The 16,420-nt window shown below is 73.9% G+C and carries 11 protein-coding genes and 3 pseudogenes; 9 read left to right on the forward strand and 5 right to left on the reverse strand.

Annotated features, from left to right (window positions below; genetic code table 11):
* Window positions 1–9: 9 nt before the first annotated feature.
* From ACQEVS_RS19960 to ACQEVS_RS19970, 3 genes and pseudogenes are all read left to right on the forward strand, one after another.
* A pseudogene (locus ACQEVS_RS19960) lies at window positions 10–3,125 on the forward strand (sacsin N-terminal ATP-binding-like domain-containing protein).
* 240 nt (window positions 3,126–3,365) lie between these two features.
* Window positions 3,366–4,046 (forward strand): DUF6585 family protein, encoded by a 681-nt coding sequence (locus tag ACQEVS_RS19965; protein ID WP_433022223.1) that lies wholly within the window; start codon window positions 3,366–3,368, stop codon window positions 4,044–4,046.
* 115 nt (window positions 4,047–4,161) lie between these two features.
* Window positions 4,162–5,085 carry a trypsin-like serine peptidase gene (locus tag ACQEVS_RS19970; protein ID WP_433022225.1) on the forward strand — a complete coding sequence of 308 codons (924 nt, stop codon included), beginning with the start codon at window positions 4,162–4,164 and terminating at the stop codon, window positions 5,083–5,085.
* Window positions 5,086–5,244: 159 nt separating this feature from the next.
* Here ACQEVS_RS19970 and ACQEVS_RS19975 read toward each other — a convergent pair whose 3' ends face one another.
* Window positions 5,245–6,129 carry an NAD-dependent epimerase/dehydratase family protein gene (locus tag ACQEVS_RS19975; protein WP_433022227.1) on the reverse strand — a complete coding sequence of 295 codons (885 nt, stop codon included), beginning with the start codon at window positions 6,127–6,129 and terminating at the stop codon, window positions 5,245–5,247.
* Window positions 6,126–6,578, reverse strand: coding sequence for a nuclear transport factor 2 family protein (locus ACQEVS_RS19980; protein ID WP_433022229.1), 453 nt, complete (start codon window positions 6,576–6,578; stop codon window positions 6,126–6,128). Before ACQEVS_RS19980 ends, ACQEVS_RS19975 begins: the two co-directional genes overlap by 4 nt.
* A gap of 126 nt (window positions 6,579–6,704) precedes the next feature.
* On the opposite strand from ACQEVS_RS19980, the gene ACQEVS_RS19985 reads away from it, so the two are divergent.
* Entirely contained in the window at window positions 6,705–7,307 is a 603-nt protein-coding gene (locus ACQEVS_RS19985) for a TetR/AcrR family transcriptional regulator (RefSeq protein ID WP_433022231.1), read from the forward strand.
* A gap of 68 nt (window positions 7,308–7,375) precedes the next feature.
* Window positions 7,376–7,567, forward strand: coding sequence for a DUF1059 domain-containing protein (locus ACQEVS_RS19990; RefSeq protein ID WP_433022233.1), 192 nt, complete (start codon window positions 7,376–7,378; stop codon window positions 7,565–7,567).
* Between the two features lie 158 nt (window positions 7,568–7,725).
* Here ACQEVS_RS19990 and ACQEVS_RS19995 read toward each other — a convergent pair.
* Together ACQEVS_RS19995 and ACQEVS_RS20000 are read right to left on the reverse strand one after the other, a co-directional pair.
* Window positions 7,726–10,166 (reverse strand): annotated as a pseudogene (locus ACQEVS_RS19995) (HAD-IC family P-type ATPase).
* A 20-nt stretch (window positions 10,167–10,186) separates the two neighbouring features.
* Window positions 10,187–10,489, reverse strand: coding sequence for a DUF2530 domain-containing protein (locus ACQEVS_RS20000; RefSeq protein ID WP_433022235.1), 303 nt, complete (start codon window positions 10,487–10,489; stop codon window positions 10,187–10,189).
* Window positions 10,490–10,713: 224 nt separating this feature from the next.
* On the opposite strand from ACQEVS_RS20000, the gene ACQEVS_RS20005 reads away from it, so the two are divergent.
* The 4 genes and pseudogenes from ACQEVS_RS20005 to thpR all read left to right on the forward strand — a co-directional run bounded on the left by ACQEVS_RS20005 (window position 10,714) and on the right by thpR (window position 14,979).
* Window positions 10,714–12,180 (forward strand): NCS2 family permease, encoded by a 1,467-nt coding sequence (locus ACQEVS_RS20005; RefSeq protein ID WP_433022237.1) that lies wholly within the window; start codon window positions 10,714–10,716, stop codon window positions 12,178–12,180.
* A gap of 322 nt (window positions 12,181–12,502) precedes the next feature.
* The gene (locus ACQEVS_RS20010) at window positions 12,503–12,880 is read left to right on the forward strand and encodes a MarR family winged helix-turn-helix transcriptional regulator (RefSeq protein ID WP_185941661.1); all 378 of its coding nucleotides are present in this window, start codon (window positions 12,503–12,505) and stop codon (window positions 12,878–12,880) included.
* Between the two features lie 25 nt (window positions 12,881–12,905).
* Window positions 12,906–14,287: pseudogene (locus ACQEVS_RS20015) on the forward strand (MFS transporter).
* Window positions 14,288–14,415: 128 nt separating this feature from the next.
* Entirely contained in the window at window positions 14,416–14,979 is a 564-nt protein-coding gene (gene thpR, locus ACQEVS_RS20020; protein WP_433022239.1) for an RNA 2',3'-cyclic phosphodiesterase, read from the forward strand.
* A gap of 354 nt (window positions 14,980–15,333) precedes the next feature.
* On the opposite strand, the gene ACQEVS_RS20025 is transcribed toward thpR, so the two are convergent.
* Entirely contained in the window at window positions 15,334–16,311 is a 978-nt protein-coding gene (locus ACQEVS_RS20025) for an aldo/keto reductase (RefSeq protein ID WP_433022241.1), read from the reverse strand.
* Window positions 16,312–16,420 lie beyond the last annotated feature (109 nt).

Genomic DNA, 16,420 nt, shown 5'->3' on the forward strand with positions numbered 1-16,420 from the left:
CGAGACGACGTGAGCGGCACAGCGACGGACCCGTTCGGTACCGGCCGCCTCCGCCGGGGGTGCTGGACGCCTGGGCGGCTTCGGCGGCCCGGTTCCGGGAGGACGCCAACGCCGAGGAGGACCTGGCGCTCGGCGGCTACCGTGACCGTCTCGTCGTCGAGCTGGCGCAGAACGCCGCCGACGCCGCCGCCCGCGCGGGCGTCCCCGGCCGGCTGCGGCTGACGCTGCACCCGGCGCACGCCGACGGCCCGGCCGTCCTCGCGGCCGCGAACACCGGGGCGCCGCTGGACGCGGCCGGAGTGGAGTCGCTGGCGACGCTGCGGGCGTCGGCCAAGCGGGAGGAGACGAGCGCGGCGGGCCGCTTCGGCGTCGGTTTCGCGGCCGTCCTCGCCGTCAGCGACGAGCCCGCCGTCCTCAGCCGTTCGGGTGGTGTCCGCTGGTCGCTGGCGGAGGCGCGCGGGCTCGCGGAGGCGGCCGCGGCCGACGCGCCCGCGCTCGGCGACGAACTGCGGCGTCGCGAGGGCCACGTCCCGCTGCTCCGGCTGCCGCTGCCCGCCGAGGGCGCGGCGCCCGAGGGCTACGACACCGTCGTCGTGCTGCCGCTGCGCGACGGCGCTGCCCAGGACCTGGCCGAGCGGCTGCTCGCGGGCGTGGACGACGCCCTGCTGCTCGCCCTCCCCGGACTGCGGGAACTCGTCGTCGAACTGCCGGGCGCGGCACCCCGCACCCTGACGACGCGTCAGGAGGCCGGGCACGTCGTCGTCGAGGACAGCGCGGGGGAGACCACCCGCTGGCGCGTCGAGCGGGCCGGCGGCCGGCTGGACCCGGCGCTGCTCGCCGACCGCCCGGTCGAGGAGCGGCTGCGCCCGAACTGGGCGCTGACCTGGGCCGTCCCCGTGGGCCCGGACGGCGCCCCGGCCCGCCCCCGGACCGCGCCGGTGCTGCACGCCCCGACGCCCACCGACGAGCCGCTGGGCCTGCCCGCGCTGCTGATCGCCACGTTCCCGATGGACCCGACGCGCCGGCACGCCGCGCCCGGTCCGCTCACCGACTTCCTCGTGGGCCGCGCCGCCGAGGCGTACACCGCGCTGCTGCGCGAGTGGCGTCCGGTGTCGGCGGGGATCCTCGACCTCGTCCCGTCGCCGCTGGCGCAGAGCCCACTCGACGCGGAGCTGCGCAGCCTGGTGCTGGAGCGGCTGCCGAGGGTGGCGTTCCTGCCGAGCGCGTCCGCCGCGCCGGAGGGTGAGGAGGCGTACGCGCTGCGGCCCGCCGAGGCGGAGATCGTGGAGGGCGCGGGCGCGAACACCGTGGCCGTGCTCGGGGAGCTGTTCCGCAGCCTGCTGCCGGCGGGGCTGGAGCGACGCCAGGAGCTGCGCGCGCTCGGTGTGGCGCGGGTGTCGCTGGGGGAGACCATCGACCGGCTTGCGGGCGTCGAGCGGACGGCGGAGTGGTGGTGGCGGCTGTACGACAGCCTCGCCGGGGTGGACCCGGACCGGCTGAGCGGCCTGCCCGTCCCCCTCGCCGACGGCAACCGCACCGCGATCGGCCCCCGCCAGGTGCTGCTGCCGCCCGCCGACGCCGAGGCGGCGTCCGGCGCGGAGCGGCTGTCCCGGCTCGGCCTGAAGATCGCCCACCCGGCGGCGGCCCACCCGCTGCTGGAGAAGCTGGGCGCCACGCCGTCCTCGCCGCGCGCGGTGCTCACCACCCCGCAGGTCCGGGCCGCGGTGGCGCACTCCCTCGACGCGGCGGAGGCGTGGGACGAGGACGCGCTCGACCCCGACGAGCTGGCCGACACCGTGCTCGCGCTCGTCCGCGACGCCGGCCTCGCGCCCGGCGACGAGCCGTGGCTCGCCGCGCTCGCCCTGCCCGACGAGGACGGCGAACTCGCCCCGGCCGGAGAACTCGTCCTCCCCGGCAGCCCGTTCGAGCAGGTCATCCGCCCCGGCGAACTCGCCGCCTGCGACGCCGCGCTCGCCGAGCGCTGGGGCGAGCGGCCGCTCACCGCCGTCGGCGTCCTCGCGGACTTCGCCCTCGTCCGGGCGACGGACGTCGTCCTCGACCCCGACGAACTGGAGCCGCGCGACGGCGACTTCCCCGAGCCCGACGACGCCGGGCTGCTGGACGCCGTCGACGTCTGGTGCGAGGACGTCCTCGACGGGCTCCCCGAAACACCCGTGCCGCCCGTGGCGACGGAGCTCACCGCCGTCCGCGACCTCGACCTGGTCGCCGACGACGCCTGGCCGCAGGCCCTCGCCATGCTGTCCCGGCCGCCGCTGCGCGACGCGCTCACCACGCCCGTCCGCGTCCTGCTGCCGGACGGCACGACGGAGAGCGTCCGCCCGTACACCGCCTGGTGGCTGCGTGGCCACCCGGTCCTCGACGGCCGCCGCCCGGCCGGGCTGCGCGCCGCCGGCGGCGACCCGCTGCTGGACGGCCTGTACGAGGAGGCGGACGCGACCGGCTTCGCGGACGAGCAGGTGCTGCGCGCCCTCGGCGTCCGCACCACCGCCGCGGCCCTGCTGGACGAACCGGGCGGCGCCGCCGAGCTGCTGGCCCGCCTCGCCGACCCCGAGCGCCCGGTGCGCGCCGACCGCCTGCACGCCCTTTACGGGCTGCTGGCCGCGCTCGACCCCGAGGACGTGACCCTCCCCGACGACCTGCGGGCCGTCGTCGACGGCGAGGTGCGGGTCGTCGACGCGGCGGACGCGCTGGTCGCCGATGCCCCCGACCTCCTCCCGCTGGCCGCCGGCCTGCCGCTGCTCCCCGTCCGCCCGGACCGCGCCGCCGACCTCGCGGAGCTGTTGCAGGTGCGACGGCTGAGCGAGGCGGTGCCCGCGGTGGTGGAGGCGAGCGCCGGGGAACCGCGCGAGGTCCCCGACGGCGTCCGCGTCCTGCTCCCGAACGCGCCGACGAGCTACGTCGAACACGAGGAACTGACCGTGGACGGCGTGGATTTGGACTGGCGCCTCGGCCCGGACGGCGTCCTGCACGCCACCACCCTGGAGGGCGTGGCCGCCGGCCTCGCCTGGGCGGCCGGCCACTGGTCTCGCCGCTTCGAGGCCGCCGCGCTGCTGGAGGACCCGTCGCGGACGGCGGAACTGGCGCGGGACCGGTGGTTCGACTGACGCCCGTGCGCAACGGCGCCGTGACGAGGGGCGCTTACGGCGGATGAGGCCGTACGCGGTGGTGCGGCGGGGCGGGGCGCCCTCCGCCGCCGCGTACGGTGTCGGGGCGAACCGGGCGACGGCGCGGGCGCGTTCTCCCGACGCGCGAGCCCGGGTGGTGCGGAACCGGCGCGGGCGGGACGGGCGCGCCCCTCCGGCGCTACGCTGCCCGGTATCCGATCGGACGCACGGGGGTGCCGCATGCCGGAAATGATGCTGCCGAGGGAAGGCGACTGGCGGGTCTTCACGCCGGAGGCTCGGGAGGCCGCCGAACGCCGTGACCTCGGGGAACTGCTCGAGGTGTACGCGCTGACGAACGGCTTGTCCCCCAAGAAGGCCAATAGGGTCTACGAGTTCGCGAGGGGCGTCGTCCGCCACAACCACGGGAAACCGGCGCTGGCGTTCCACCTCGACGACATGACCGAGGTGACGGCGAAGGTCACCCGGCGCACGTACAACGGCCGTTACGACGCGACGTACTTCACCTACACCATCGCCTGCGTGGAGGGCGGTCCGCTGAGGCTCGACGCCTACTACAAGCACGAGGGCAACCACGGATACCGGTATTACGGGATGGGTGAGGCGCTCCGCAGGCACGTGGCCGCCCGACGGCTGCCGGCCGACCGGGAACGGCTCAGGCAGGGGTACGAGGTCACCTTCGGGGACTTCGGCCTCAGCCCCGGCGGCCTGATCTGGAAGGGCAAGAAGCCGGTGCCCTGGGGGCTCGTCGGGCCGGCCCGGGTGAAGGAGGGCCGGGTGACGGTGGAGCTGGCCGGCGGCTGGACGAAGAAGCGCACCCGGGAGCTGGGGAACGTGCCGGACTACGAGGTGTTCCTGACGCTCTTCGCCGAGTTGCGGGAGTCGCTGCCGCGCGTGGGCTGAGGCGGGGGCGGGGCCGACGCCGTGGAGGCGCGCCCGAGGAACCGCGCGGCCTCCGCCCTCGTCTCCCTGCCCGACACAACCGCCCCTCGCGTCCCGTCAGGAGACCACCTTCCCCATGCGTGCTCCCCGTCCCGCCCGCCGCGGGCTCGCCGCCGCCGTTCTGGCCGTCACCGCTGCGGCCGTTGCCGCTCCCGCCTCCGCCTCGGCCGCCCCGGCCGCCTCCTCCGGTGTCACCGGCCGGAACGCCGCCGCGCCGGCCGTCGCCGAGGTGGCGTACACGGCGAAGGAGCGCGCGGAGGCGCTCGCCTACTGGACGCCGGAGCGGATGCGGAAGACCGGCCGGGCCGTGGACCTGGGGAAGACCGGTCCGCTGGCGAAGCCCTGGAAGGGCCCGCGGATGAAGACCGTCGGGCGGCTGTTCTTCGTCAACGCCAACGGCGACGACACCTGGTGCACGGCCACGGCCGTCCGCAGCGGCAACCGTTCCGTGGTGATGGCGGCCGCACACTGCGTCCGCCGGCCGGCCTCGCCCGTCAACACGTACACGGACCTCGTGTTCGTGCCCGGCTACGACAAGGGGGAGCGCCCGTACGGCGTCTTCCCGGTCGCCGCGACCGTGACGCCCGCCTCCTGGGCGAAGGACGCGGTCGGAGACGTCGCCGCGCTGACCGTCGACCCGGTCAAGGGCCGGAAGCTGACGGACACGGTCGGCGGCCAGCCGATCGCGTTCGACCGGAAGCCGGGCGAGAAGGTGACGTCCTTCGGCTACCCGGCGTCCCGCCCGCAGCGCGGCGAGGAACTGCTGACCTGCACGGGGACGACCAAGGCGGGACCCGACGACGAGGTGGTCATCCCCTGCGACATGGCGGGCGGATCGAGCGGCGGCCCCTGGCTGGCCGGCTTCGACGCCAAGTCCGGGCTGGGGACGCTGGTGTCCGTCAACAGCCACGGCGACTCCCCGGACGGCAGCCGGACGATGTCCGGCCCCCGCTTCGGCGCGGTCGCGAAGGCCGTATACGAGCGGGCGCAGCGCGGCTGAGCCGGGCTGACGTGGGCGCGTCCTCTGGGGGAGGCCCGGGGGCGTCTCCCCGGGCTCCCGCCGACCCCTTCTCCGAGGCGTCCGTCCGGAGCGAGGGGCCTGTCGGAAGCGAGGCGCCCGCCGGGGCGTGGCGTCCGCGGAGCGCCCGGCCGCGACGCGTCAGCGCCAAGCGGAGGCCCGCGCGCCCACCCCGCCCGGCACACCCAGCGCGCCCCGCGCGAACGCCTCCGCCGCGAACGCGCGGAAGTCGCGCGGGTCGCGCCCGGTCATCCGCCGTACCTCGTCCGTCACCCGGTCCTCCGACCCCGCCGCGATGTCCTCGTCCAGCCGCGTCAGGAGCGCCGCGAACGGCTCGGGCAGCCCGTCCGCGATCAGCCGTTCCCGCAACTCGGCGGCGGGGACGGGCCGGTGGCGGGCCGGGCGGCCGGTGACGTTCGCGACGACGGCCGCCGCCTCGGTGTAGCCGAGGGCGCGCGGACCGGTGAGGACGAGGTCGCGGCAGGGCGCCGCCGGGTCCGTGAGGGCGCGGGCGGCGACGGCCGCGATGTCGTCCGCGTCGATGAAGGCTACGCGCCCGTCGCCGGTCGCCGTCACCAGTTCCCCGCGCTCGCGAAGGCTCCGGGCGTGCGCGTGGCCGCCGCCGAAGTTCTGCATGAACCAGGACGGCCGGAGCACCGCCCACTCCGCGAACAGGCCGCCGGCCAGCGCCTCGTGGACCTTCCCCGCGCCCGGCCCGCCGGCGGTGAGCGCGGACGAGCTCAGCAGCACGGCGCGCCGCACGCCTGCCGCGCGGGCGCGTTCGAGGAAGGGCAGCATCACGGCGGCGGGGTCGGGCTCGGCGACGGGCGGGACGAGGTAGAGGCGGTCGACGCCGCGCAGGGCGGCCTCGTGGCCGGCGGGGTCGTACCAGTCGAAGCCGGGCGACCCGTCCGCGGGCGTCCGGGACGCCGCCCGCACGGGGTGCCCGAGCGCGGTGAGCCGGGCGGTCAGCCGGCTGCCCGTCGTCCCCGTGGCGCCGGTGACGAGGATCGTCCCGGCGGTCATGCCGCGTCCGCCGGGACGGACTTGGCGTCGAGGGTGGAGCCGGGCAGGGCGAGCGGGTTCCAGTAGTCCCGGTAGCGGACGAAGCGGCCGTCGCGGACGGTCACCACGGCGATGTAGTCCATGACGTACGGCTCGCCGGTGGCGACCGTCCGGCCGGTGGCCCGCATCTCGACGATCACGGTCTCCGGCGCGGTCGTCCGGTGGATCTCGACGGTGGGGAACGCGTGCAGGTCGATGTGGTCCGTGTAGTCGGCCACGTACGCCTCGACGGCCGCCCGGCCGTCCAGCCGGCGGGGGTAGCCGGGCGGGGCGAAGGGGAACTCGACGACCGCGTCGTCGTGGCAGAGGCCGGCCCAGCCGCCCATGTCCTTCGCCAGCAGCAGGTCCAGGCCGCGGCGGACGACGGCGGCGGCGTCCGGGGGCGCGTCCGTGAGGTGGGGTGGGGTCATGGCGGTGTCCTCTTTAGGATGGGGACCGGAATAGGCGGACCGGCGGTCCGCTTCAACGTAACGGACCGTTGGTCCGCTTAGCAAGGGTTCCGTGCCGGGCGCACGGGGACAGGAGCCGGGAGACCCATGACCGCACGCGAAACCCAACGCGGCCCCCGCGCGGACGCCGTCCGCAACCGGGAAGCCGTCCTGGCCGCCGCCGACGCCCTCTTCGCCCGCTCCGAGAGCCCCCGGAGCGTCTCGATGGACGACGTCGCCGCGGCTGCGGGGGTGGGCAAGGGCACGCTCTTCCGGCGGTTCGGCGACCGTACGGGCCTCATCCGGGCCGTCGTCGAGGCCCGCACGGGCTCCCTGCGGGAGGCAGTGGAGTCCGGCCCGCCGCCGCTCGGCCCGGACACCCCGCCGCGCGAACGCGTCCCCGCCCTGCTCGACGCCCTGCTCCGCTTCAAGCTGGACCACCGGCACCTCGCCCTCGCGCTGGAGGAGGCCGGCGCCGGCAGCCCCTACGCGGCGGGCCACTACGGGTGGTGGCACGACGTGCTCGCGGACGCGCTGCGGCGGCTGCCGGGCGGGGACGGGGGCGGGGATGACGCGTCCTTCACCGCCCACGCGCTGCTGGCGGCCGTCCGCGCCGACCTCGTCGAGCACCTCGTCGGCGAGCGCGGCCAGGATCCGGAACGGCTGCGCGCGGCACTGGCCGCGCACGTGAGGCGGGTGCTCGGCGACTGAGGTGCGCCTCGGCCGCGTCCTACGCTGGGAAGTACCGATCCGGTTCGTTCGGGACCCGGGAGGCCGAGATGACCAGGAAAGTGGCGGACTGCCGCAAGTACCCCAGCGAGTCGCACTGCACGCTCACCATCTCCGGCGAGGAGGACGAGGTCCTGCGGGCCGCGGCCGAGCACGCCGTCTCCGTGCACCGGCACGAGGACACGCCGGAGCTGCGCGAGAAGCTGCGGGGCTTGCTGGAGGACGAGCGGCCGCCCGCGTGAGATCACCGCAGACCGTCGGCCGGCGGGCACCGGTCCCGGCCGCCCGCCGCGTCATCCCGCCCGGGCGGAATCGGGCTCCCACTCGCGCCGGAATCTCCCGCTCAAGCCGAAAGCTCTCGCTCGCGCCGGAAACCGCCGCTCAAACCGGAAGCTCCCGCTCACGCCGGAAACCGCCGTCCCACCCACCTCCAGGCGACCTCCAGCACCACCGCCGCCACCGCCGCGATGCCCACCGCCGCCCACGGCAGCGCCGTCCCCACCAGTTTCAGCGCGAAGAACCTTTGCAGCCACGGCACACCCAGCACCACCAGGAACGCCATGCCCATCGCGGCCACCAGCAGCACCCGCCACCACGTGTACGGCCGGGCGATGATCGCCAGCACCCACATCGAGATCAGGAACAGGGTGAGCGTCGCCGCGCTGGTCTCCGCGTCCAGGGCGCCCGGGCCCGCCGCATAGTGGTGCCTGGCCAGCAGGTAGGTGGCGAAGGTGGCGAGGCCCGCGATCAGTCCGGCGGGGACGGAGTAGCGCATCACGCGCCGGACGAAGTGCGGTTTGGCGCGCTCCTTGTTGGGTGCCAGGGCCAGGAAGAAGGCGGGGACGCCGATCGTCAGGGTGGACAGCAGCGTCAGGTGCCGGGGCAGGAACGGGTACGGGACCCGGGTGCAGACGACGAGGATGGCGAGCAGCACCGAGTAGACGGTTTTGGTCAGGAACAGCGTGGCGACCCGCGTGATGTTCCCGATGACCCTGCGCCCCTCGGCGACCACCGAGGGCAGTGAGGCGAAGCTGTTGTTGAGCAGCACGATCTGGGCGACGGCCCGCGTCGCCTCCGAGCCGGCGCCCATGGCGACGCCGATGTCCGCGTCCTTCAAGGCCAGGACGTCGTTGACGCCGTCGCCGGTCATCGCGACGGTGTGCCCGCGCGCCTGGAGCGCCCCGACCATGTCCCGCTTCTGCTGCGGGGTGACGCGGCCGAAAACCGACCCCTCGTCCAGAGCCTTGCCCATGTCCTCGCGCTCGGCGGGCAGCTTGCGCGCGTCGACGGGCGACTCCGCGCGCGGCAGCCCGAGCTTGGCGGCGACCGCGCCGACGGAGACCGCGTTGTCGCCGGAGATGACCTTGGCGGCGACCTTCTGCTCGTCGAAGTACCGCAGGGTGTCGGCCGCGTCGGGCCGCAGCCGCTGTTCGAGGACGACGAGGGCGGCCGGGCTGACGTCCTCGGCGACGCGCGGGTCGTCCAGGTCGCGGGCGGCGCGGGCGAGCAGCAGGACGCGCAGGCCCTGGGAGTTGAGCTCCTCGACCTCGTCGAGCGCCCGGTCGCCCTCCCGGAGCAGCACGTCGGGCGCGCCCAGCAGCCAGGTGGCGGACTCGCCGTCGGGGAGTGGAGTTCGGCGCCGCTGTACTTGCGCGCGGAGGAGAAGGGGAGCGCCTCGGCGCAGCGCCAGCCCTCGCCGTCGGGGTAGGCGTCGACGATCGCCTTGAGGCTGGCGTTGGGGCGCGGGTCGGAGTCGCCGAGGGCGCCGAGCACCTGGCGGACGTATGCCTCCTCGGCCTCGGCGAGGAGCCGCAGGTCGGAGACGTCCATGCCGCCCTCGGTGAGGGTGCCGGTCTTGTCGAGGCAGACGACGTCGACGCGCGCGAGGCCCTCGATCGCGGGCAGCTCCTGGACCAGGCACTGCTTGTTGCCGAGCCGGATGACGCCGATCGCGAAGGCGACGGAGGTCAGCAGCACCAGCCCCTCGGGGACCATGGGCACGATCCCGGCGATCATCCGCCGGACGGCCTCCCGCCAGTCGTGGTCCTGCACCACGAGCTGGCTGATGACCAGGCCGACGGCGGTGGGGACCATCATCCACGTGACGTACTTGAGGATTTGGCTGATGCCCGTGCGGAGTTCGGAGTGGACGAGGGTGAAGCGGGACGCTTCCTCGGCGAGCTGCGCCGCGTACGCCTCGCGGCCCACCTTGGTGGCGGCGAACGCGCCGCCGCCCGCGACCACGAACGAGCCCGACATGATCGCGTCGCCGGGTTTCTTCAGCACCGGGTCGGCCTCGCCGGTCAGCAGCGACTCGTCGATCTCCAGGCCGTCGCTCTCCAGCACCTCGCCGTCGACGACGCACTTGTCGCCGGGGCCGAGTTCGATCACGTCGCCGAGGACGATCTCGCCGGTGGCGAGGGGGACGGGCGTGCCGTCGCGGCGGACGGTGGGCTTGGACTCGCCGATGACGGCGAGCGAGTCCAGGGTCTTCTTGGCGCGCAGCTCCTGGAGGATGCCGATCGCGGTGTTGGCGACGATGACGAAGCCGAAGAGGCCGTCCTGGAGCGGGCCGACGACCAGAATGATCAGGAAGAGGACGCCGATGATCGCGTTGAAGCGGGTGAAGACGTTGGCCCGGACGATCTCGCCCACGGACCGCGAGGAGCGCACCGGGACGTCGTTGACCTCGCCCCGGGAGACGCGCTCGGCGACCTCCGCGGCGGTCAGCCCGGGGTGCCGGTGCGGTGGTGAGGCGGGAGCGTCGCGCGTGGCTCCGCCCGGAGTCCCCTCCGTGGCCCCTTCCGCGGCCTCGCCCGCGGTCTGCGCCGGATCGCTCATGCATCCGACGGTACGGGCGTTCAGCCCGTTTCACCTTCCGAAGGAATGCTTTCGGCCGCATTGTGCTCGCGTTCCCGCGCCGCCGCGTGCCGCTTGATCGCGGCGTCCCGCTTGCGGACGTACCAGACGCCGATGAGGCCGAGCCCGCCGCCGGCCAGACAGGTCCACAGCCACCACAGGTGGCCGCCGTCCGAGAGGCGGCCGTAGAAGGGGAGCTGGACGACGAAGAGGACGAACCACACGATCGTGCCGCCGGTGATGGTGGCGACGACATTGCCCTCCAGGGGCTCCGGCGCCTCGTGCCTGGGTGTCCACTTCGTCATGGCGGCCAGCCTAGCCCGTCCGATCGCGACGATCTTGGCCGGATCCCGGGGCCTATAGGGGTCTACGCGCGGAGATAGCAATTCAGGGCTTGTTTATTCATACTGAAACGAGTCGGATCTGATCGGTTGCTTTCGTATGAACATCCATCCGCGTCCGATCCGGCCTCCCTCCCGCCAACCGCTCCGTGGGCCTCGGCCCCCGTCCCGTACGTCTGAGGTCCCGCATGCCCTCCTCGGCCACCGCACCGGTCGACGCCCAGCAGCCGTCCCCGACGCCGTCCGGCGGTCCCCTCGACCGCTACTTCCGGATCACCGAGCGGGGTTCGTCCGTCGCCCGTGAACTGCGCGGCGGTCTCGCCACGTTCTTCGCGATGGCGTACATCATCATCCTGAACCCGATCATCCTCGGGGCCGGCCAGGACAAGTTCGGGCACCACCTCGACAGCGCCCAACTGGTCACCGCCACCGCGCTGATGGCCGGCCTCAGCACCGTCCTCATGGGCGCCATCGGCAACGTCCCCATCGCCTGCGCCGCGGGCCTCGGCATCAACGCAGTCGTCTCGCTCCAGCTCGCCCCCAAGATGAGCTGGCCGGACGCGATGGGCATGGTCGTCCTGGCCGGCCTGGTGCTGATGCTCCTGGTCGCCTCCGGCCTGCGGCAGCGGGTCATGGACGCCATCCCCAACGGCCTCCGGCGCGCCATCGCCATCGGCATCGGCCTGTTCATCTCGCTGATCGGCCTGGTCGACTCGGGCTTCGTCACCCGCAACCCGGACGCCGCCCACACCACCGTTCCGATGGGCCTCGGCCAGGGCGGACAGCTGCACGGCTGGCCGGTGCTGGTCTTCGCCGCCGGGCTGGCGCTGACCTTCATCCTGGTGGTCCGCAAGGCGCCCGGGGCGATCCTGATCGGCATCGTCGTGATGACCTTCGTGGCGATCCTGATCAACGAACTGGCCGTGATCCCGGACGTCAACTGGGGCCTCAGCGTCCCCCGCATCCCCGACAGCGTCGTCGCCACCCCCGACTTCGGCCTCGTCGGGAACATCAGCCTCTTCGGCGGCTTCCACGAGGTGGGCCTGCTCACCGGCTGCCTGTTCGTCTTCACCGTGCTGCTGTCCGGGTTCTTCGACGCGATGGGCACGATCATCGGCGTCGGCGAGGAGGCCGGGCTCACCGACGAGAACGGTCAGCTGCCCAACATGGGCAGGATCCTGATGGTGGACGGCGTCGCCGTCGCCGCCGGCGGCCTCGGCTCCGCCTCCGCCAACACCTGCTTCGTCGAGTCCACCGCCGGCGTCGGCGAGGGCGCCCGCACCGGCCTCGCCAACCTCATGACGGGCGGCCTCTTCCTCCTCGCCCTGATCTTCACCCCGCTGGCGACCGTCGTCCCCTCCCAGGCCGCGACCCCGGCCCTGCTGGTCGTCGGCTTCCTGATCATGGCGGCCAACGTCAAGGAGATCGACTGGAGCGACTTCACGATCGCGATCCCCGCGTTCCTGACAATCGTCTCCATGCCGTTCACCTACTCCATCACCAACGGCATCGGCATCGGCGTCCTCGCCTTCATCCTCCTCCGCGTCGCCGACCGCCGCGCCCGCGAGATCCCCTGGCTCCTCAACGTGGTGGGCGCCTGCTTCCTCGTCTACTTCATGCTCGACCCGATCGAGCGCGCGCTGGGCGTGAAGTAGCCCTCCCGTGCACGGCCACGACAACGGCCGGGACCGCCGTACGACGGCGGTCCCGGCCGTTGTATTTGCCGCAGCCAGGGCACACGCCCGGCGCTGTGCGCCCCCCTGTGGCCCGCCCCTGGGACCCCGCTGCTCCCGTGCGCCCGCCCGTGCACACTTTTCTTAGGTGAAATAATGAGTTAATCTAATGAACATGCCGGACCTGTCCCGCACCTCTTCCCCCGAGGTCCCCGATCCCGCACAGCAGTCCTCGGACACCGCCGCCGCCGGCAGTGGCACCGACCCCGACACGGACGCCGTCAACGCGTTGCGCTCGGGTGTCATGCGGCTGTCCCGGAGGCTCAAGCACCAGCGGGTCGACGAATCGCTCAGCCCGGCCGAGATGTCCGTCCTGGGCACCCTGGCCCGGTGCGGTTCGGCCACCCCGGGGGAGCTGGCCCGCAAGGAGCACGTCCAGCCGCCGTCGATGACCCGCATCGTCGCGCTGCTGGAGAGCAAGGACCTGGTCAGGCTGGAACCGCACCCCGAGGACCGCCGGCAGAAGGTGGTCACACAGACCGAGCGGGCCGAGGCCATGCTCGAAGAGAGCCGGCGCAAGCGCAACGCCTGGCTGGCCGAGCTGGCCGGGCGACTGGACGAGGACGAGTGGGCGACGCTGCGCGCCGCCGCACCGGTACTGGAGAAACTCGCGCACTTGTAGCCCGAGCAAAGGAGGCGAACCCACTTTGAGTACGGGACCCGGAGCAGACTCCGCACCCGCACCGAACCGCCACGACGACGCACGCACCACCCCCCTGACCCGCAAGGGGGCATGTTCAGCTCGCTCAGGATCCGCAACTACCGGCTCTTCGCCGTCGGCCAGGTCGTGTCGAACACCGGCACCTGGATGCAGCGAATAGCCCAGGACTGGCTGGTCCTCGGCCTCACGGGTTCCTCCGCCGCGGTGGGCATCACCACCGCCCTGCAGTTCCTGCCGATGCTGTTCCTCGGTCTGTACGGCGGCGTCATCGCCGACCGGTGCCCCAAGCGCATCCTGCTCCTCGTCACCCAGGCGGCGAGCGGGCTGACGGGCCTCGCGCTCGCGGCCCTCACCCTCTCCGGCCACGTCCAGGTGTGGCACGTCTACCTCACCGCCCTGGCCCTCGGCCTCGTCACCGTCGTCGACAACCCGGCCCGGCAGGCGTTCGTCCATGAGATGGTCGGCCCCGCCGACCTGGGCAACGCCGTCAGCCTCAACTCGGCCAACTTCCAGACCGCCCGGCTGGTCGGCCCCGCCGTCGCCGGTGTGCTGATCACCGCCGTCGGCAGCGGCGCCGCCTTCCTCTTCAACGGCCTCTCCTACGTGGCGCCCATCGCCGGCCTGCTGATGATGCGCACCTCGGAGCTGCACAAGGCCGAGACCGCCCCGCGCGGCAAGGGCCAGCTCCGCGAAGGGCTGCGGCACGTCCGCGAGCAGCCCGACCTGCTCTGGCCGATCATCCTCGTCGGCTTCGTCGGCACCTTCGGCTTCAACTTCCCCATCTGGCTCACGGCGTTCGTCAACGACGTCCACCACGCCGGCGCCGGCACCTACGGCCTGCTCAACACCCTGATGGCGGCCGGCTCCCTGGTCGGCGCCCTGCTCTCGGCCCGGCGCGGCAGTTCGCGGCGGCGCGTCATGGTCGGCGCGGCCCTGGCGTTCGGACTGCTGGAGGTCGCCGCCGCACTGTCGCCCAGTTTCTGGCTGTTCGCCGTGCTCCTGGTGCCCATCGGGATGTTCGGCCTGACGATCAACGTCACCGCCAACTCCAGCGTGCAGCTGGCCGTCGCCCCCGCCATGCGCGGCCGGGTGCTCAGCCTCTACATGATGGTCTTCATGGGCGGCACCCCGATCGGCGCGCCCCTCGTCGGCTGGATCACCGACACCTGCGGGGCCCGCATCGGCTTCGCGGCCGGCGGCGCGATCTCCGTCCTGGCGGCGGCCGGCATCGGCCTCGGCCTGGCCCGCGCCGCCGGACTGCGGCTCCAGGTCGACCTGCGACAGGGCCGCCGGCCCGTACGCTTCGTGCCGCGCCGGCCGGCGGCGGAGGAACGGCAGGAGGCGGGGGCGCTGACGACGGCGGCGTGAGGTGAGGCGACGGGGGCTCCCGGGCCTCTCGTCGGGGTGAGGCGGCGGGGCTCTCGGCCCCGCCCCTCCTGACGGCCGGCCGGCCGGCTTCCCGCTGAGCGAACTCCATCCGGGCGACACTGGTCAGCATGCGCCTCTTTGTCGCCGTCGTTCCGCCGCAGCCCGCCCTGTCCCAACTCGGCGAGGCGGTCGCGCGTTTGCACGCCCTCCCCGACAGCGGGCGGCTGCGCTGGGCCGACCCCGCGACCTGGCACTTCACCCTCGCCTTCCTGGGCGAGGTGGACGAGGCGGTGTTGCCGGACCTCACCGAGCGCCTGGGCCGGGCGGCCCACCGCCACCCCGCGCACGAGTTGCGGCTCGCGGGCGGCGGCCGGTTCGGCGACCGCGTCCTGTGGGCCGGCGCGGACGGCGACGTCGCGACCCTCCGCGCGCTCGCCCGCTCCGCCGGCGCGGCGGCCCGGCGGGCGGGCGTCCCCGTGGACGAGTCCCGCCCGTTTCACGCGCACCTCACACTCGCCCGTGCCGGTGGAGGCGTCGCCCTCCGGCCTTACGCGGAGGCGCTCGCGGGCTTCCAGGGCGCGCCCTGGACCGCCGAACGCCTGGAACTGGTCCGCAGCCGGCTGCCCGGCTCGGGGGTTCCGGGGGAGCGGCCCCGCTACGAGACGGTGCGGTCCTGGGGGCTGGGGCGCTGAGGGGGTGCTGAGGGGGTTCGTTACCCTTCCAAGGTGGACCCGAAGACCAGAAACCGGATCATGACCGGGGCGCTTGCCCTGATGCTCGTCATTGTGGCCGTGGTGGCGGCTGTGCGTTGATCCGCCTGCGGCGGGCTGTGCCCCGGACCCTCCCTTTCACCGTTTCTTGCAGGGCTGCGCCCCGCACCCCGAAACCGCGCTCCGCGCGGTTGTCCTCAATCGCCGGACGGGCTGAAATCAGCCCGTCCGGCGATTGAGGACGAGCGGCGAAGCCGCGAAAAAGGGGGTCTGGGGGCTTGCCCCCAGGAATCGGCGAAGGGGCGGGACCGGGGCACAGCCCGCCGCAGGCGCCCCCTACCAGGCGAAAGCCTCCGGCGTCTCCCCCGGCCCAGGAAAGATCTCGTCCAGAGACACGAGCAACTCGTCCGGCAACTCCAACTCCACAGCCTTCAGGGCGGAGCCCAACTGCTCCACCGTCCGAGGCCCCACGATCGGCCCGGTGACCCCCGGCCGCGCCAGCAGCCACGCGAGCGCCACCTCGCCGGGCACGAGCCCGTGCGCGTCCACGACGTCCTCGTACGCCTGGATCCGCTCCCGCACCGCCGTGTTCGCGAGCGCCTCCGCGGACCGCCCCGTCTCGGCCGCGCGGCGGATCGCCCCGCCCAGCAGCCCGCCGCCCAGCGGCGACCAGGGGATGATCCCGAGGCCGTAGGCCCGCGCCGCGGGGACGACTTCCATCTCGGCCCGTCGCTCGACCAGGTTGTACAGGCACTGCTCGGCGACCAGCCCGTACGAGCCGAGCCTGCGGGCGGTCTCGTTGGCCTGGGCGATGTGCCAGCCGGCGTGGTTGGACGATCCGGCGTAGAGGATCTTGCCCTGCTGGACCAGGACGTCGACTGCCTGCCAGATCTCCTCCCAGGGCGTCTTCCGGTCGACGTGGTGGAACTGGTAGAGGTCGATGTGGTCGGTGCGGAGCCGCCGGAGGCTGGCGTCCACGGACCGGCGGATGTTGAGCGCCGACAGCCGCGACCGGTTGGGCCACTCTCCCTCGGCCCCCGGTTCCGTCGCGCCGTACCCCTTGGTGGCCAGCACCACCTTGTCCCGCCGGCCGCCGCCCTTGGCGAACCAGTCACCGATGATGGTCTCGGTCCGGCCGCGGTCGTCGCGGGAACCGTACGTGTTGGCCGTGTCGAAGAAGTTGACGCCGGCGGTGAGGGCGGCGTCCATGATCGCGTGGCTGTCGGCCTCGTCGGTCCGCGGTCCGAAGTTCATCGTCCCGAGAACGATCCGGCTGACACTGAGTCCCGTGCGCCCGAGCTGCGTGTACTCCATGTCCCCAGCCAACGCCTTGGGGCGGGCGGGAATCAAGGGTGACTCTTTCGAGGGCGCGGCGGCCGGGGGGACGCCACGGGGCGGCCCGCCGCCGGCCCGCCGTCCACGC

Origin of the sequence: Streptomyces sp. CA-181903 (assembly GCF_050937075.1) — a bacterium.
In the GTDB taxonomy this organism is placed as follows: Bacteria; Actinomycetota; Actinomycetes; order Streptomycetales; family Streptomycetaceae; genus Streptomyces.

Coding starts and splice junctions, on each gene's coding strand:
- ACQEVS_RS19965 (WP_433022223.1), top strand. CDS start 3,366: ATGCCGGAAATGATGCTGCCGAGGGAAGGCGACTGGCGGGTCTTCACG.
- ACQEVS_RS19970 (WP_433022225.1), top strand. CDS start 4,162: ATGCGTGCTCCCCGTCCCGCCCGCCGCGGGCTCGCCGCCGCCGTTCTG.
- ACQEVS_RS19975 (WP_433022227.1), bottom strand. CDS start 6,129: ATGACCGCCGGGACGATCCTCGTCACCGGCGCCACGGGGACGACGGGC.
- ACQEVS_RS19980 (WP_433022229.1), bottom strand. CDS start 6,578: ATGACCCCACCCCACCTCACGGACGCGCCCCCGGACGCCGCCGCCGTC.
- ACQEVS_RS19985 (WP_433022231.1), top strand. CDS start 6,705: ATGACCGCACGCGAAACCCAACGCGGCCCCCGCGCGGACGCCGTCCGC.
- ACQEVS_RS19990 (WP_433022233.1), top strand. CDS start 7,376: ATGACCAGGAAAGTGGCGGACTGCCGCAAGTACCCCAGCGAGTCGCAC.
- ACQEVS_RS20000 (WP_433022235.1), bottom strand. CDS start 10,489: ATGACGAAGTGGACACCCAGGCACGAGGCGCCGGAGCCCCTGGAGGGC.
- ACQEVS_RS20005 (WP_433022237.1), top strand. CDS start 10,714: ATGCCCTCCTCGGCCACCGCACCGGTCGACGCCCAGCAGCCGTCCCCG.
- ACQEVS_RS20010 (WP_185941661.1), top strand. CDS start 12,503: ATGCGGCTGTCCCGGAGGCTCAAGCACCAGCGGGTCGACGAATCGCTC.
- thpR (WP_433022239.1), top strand. CDS start 14,416: ATGCGCCTCTTTGTCGCCGTCGTTCCGCCGCAGCCCGCCCTGTCCCAA.
- ACQEVS_RS20025 (WP_433022241.1), bottom strand. CDS start 16,311: ATGGAGTACACGCAGCTCGGGCGCACGGGACTCAGTGTCAGCCGGATC.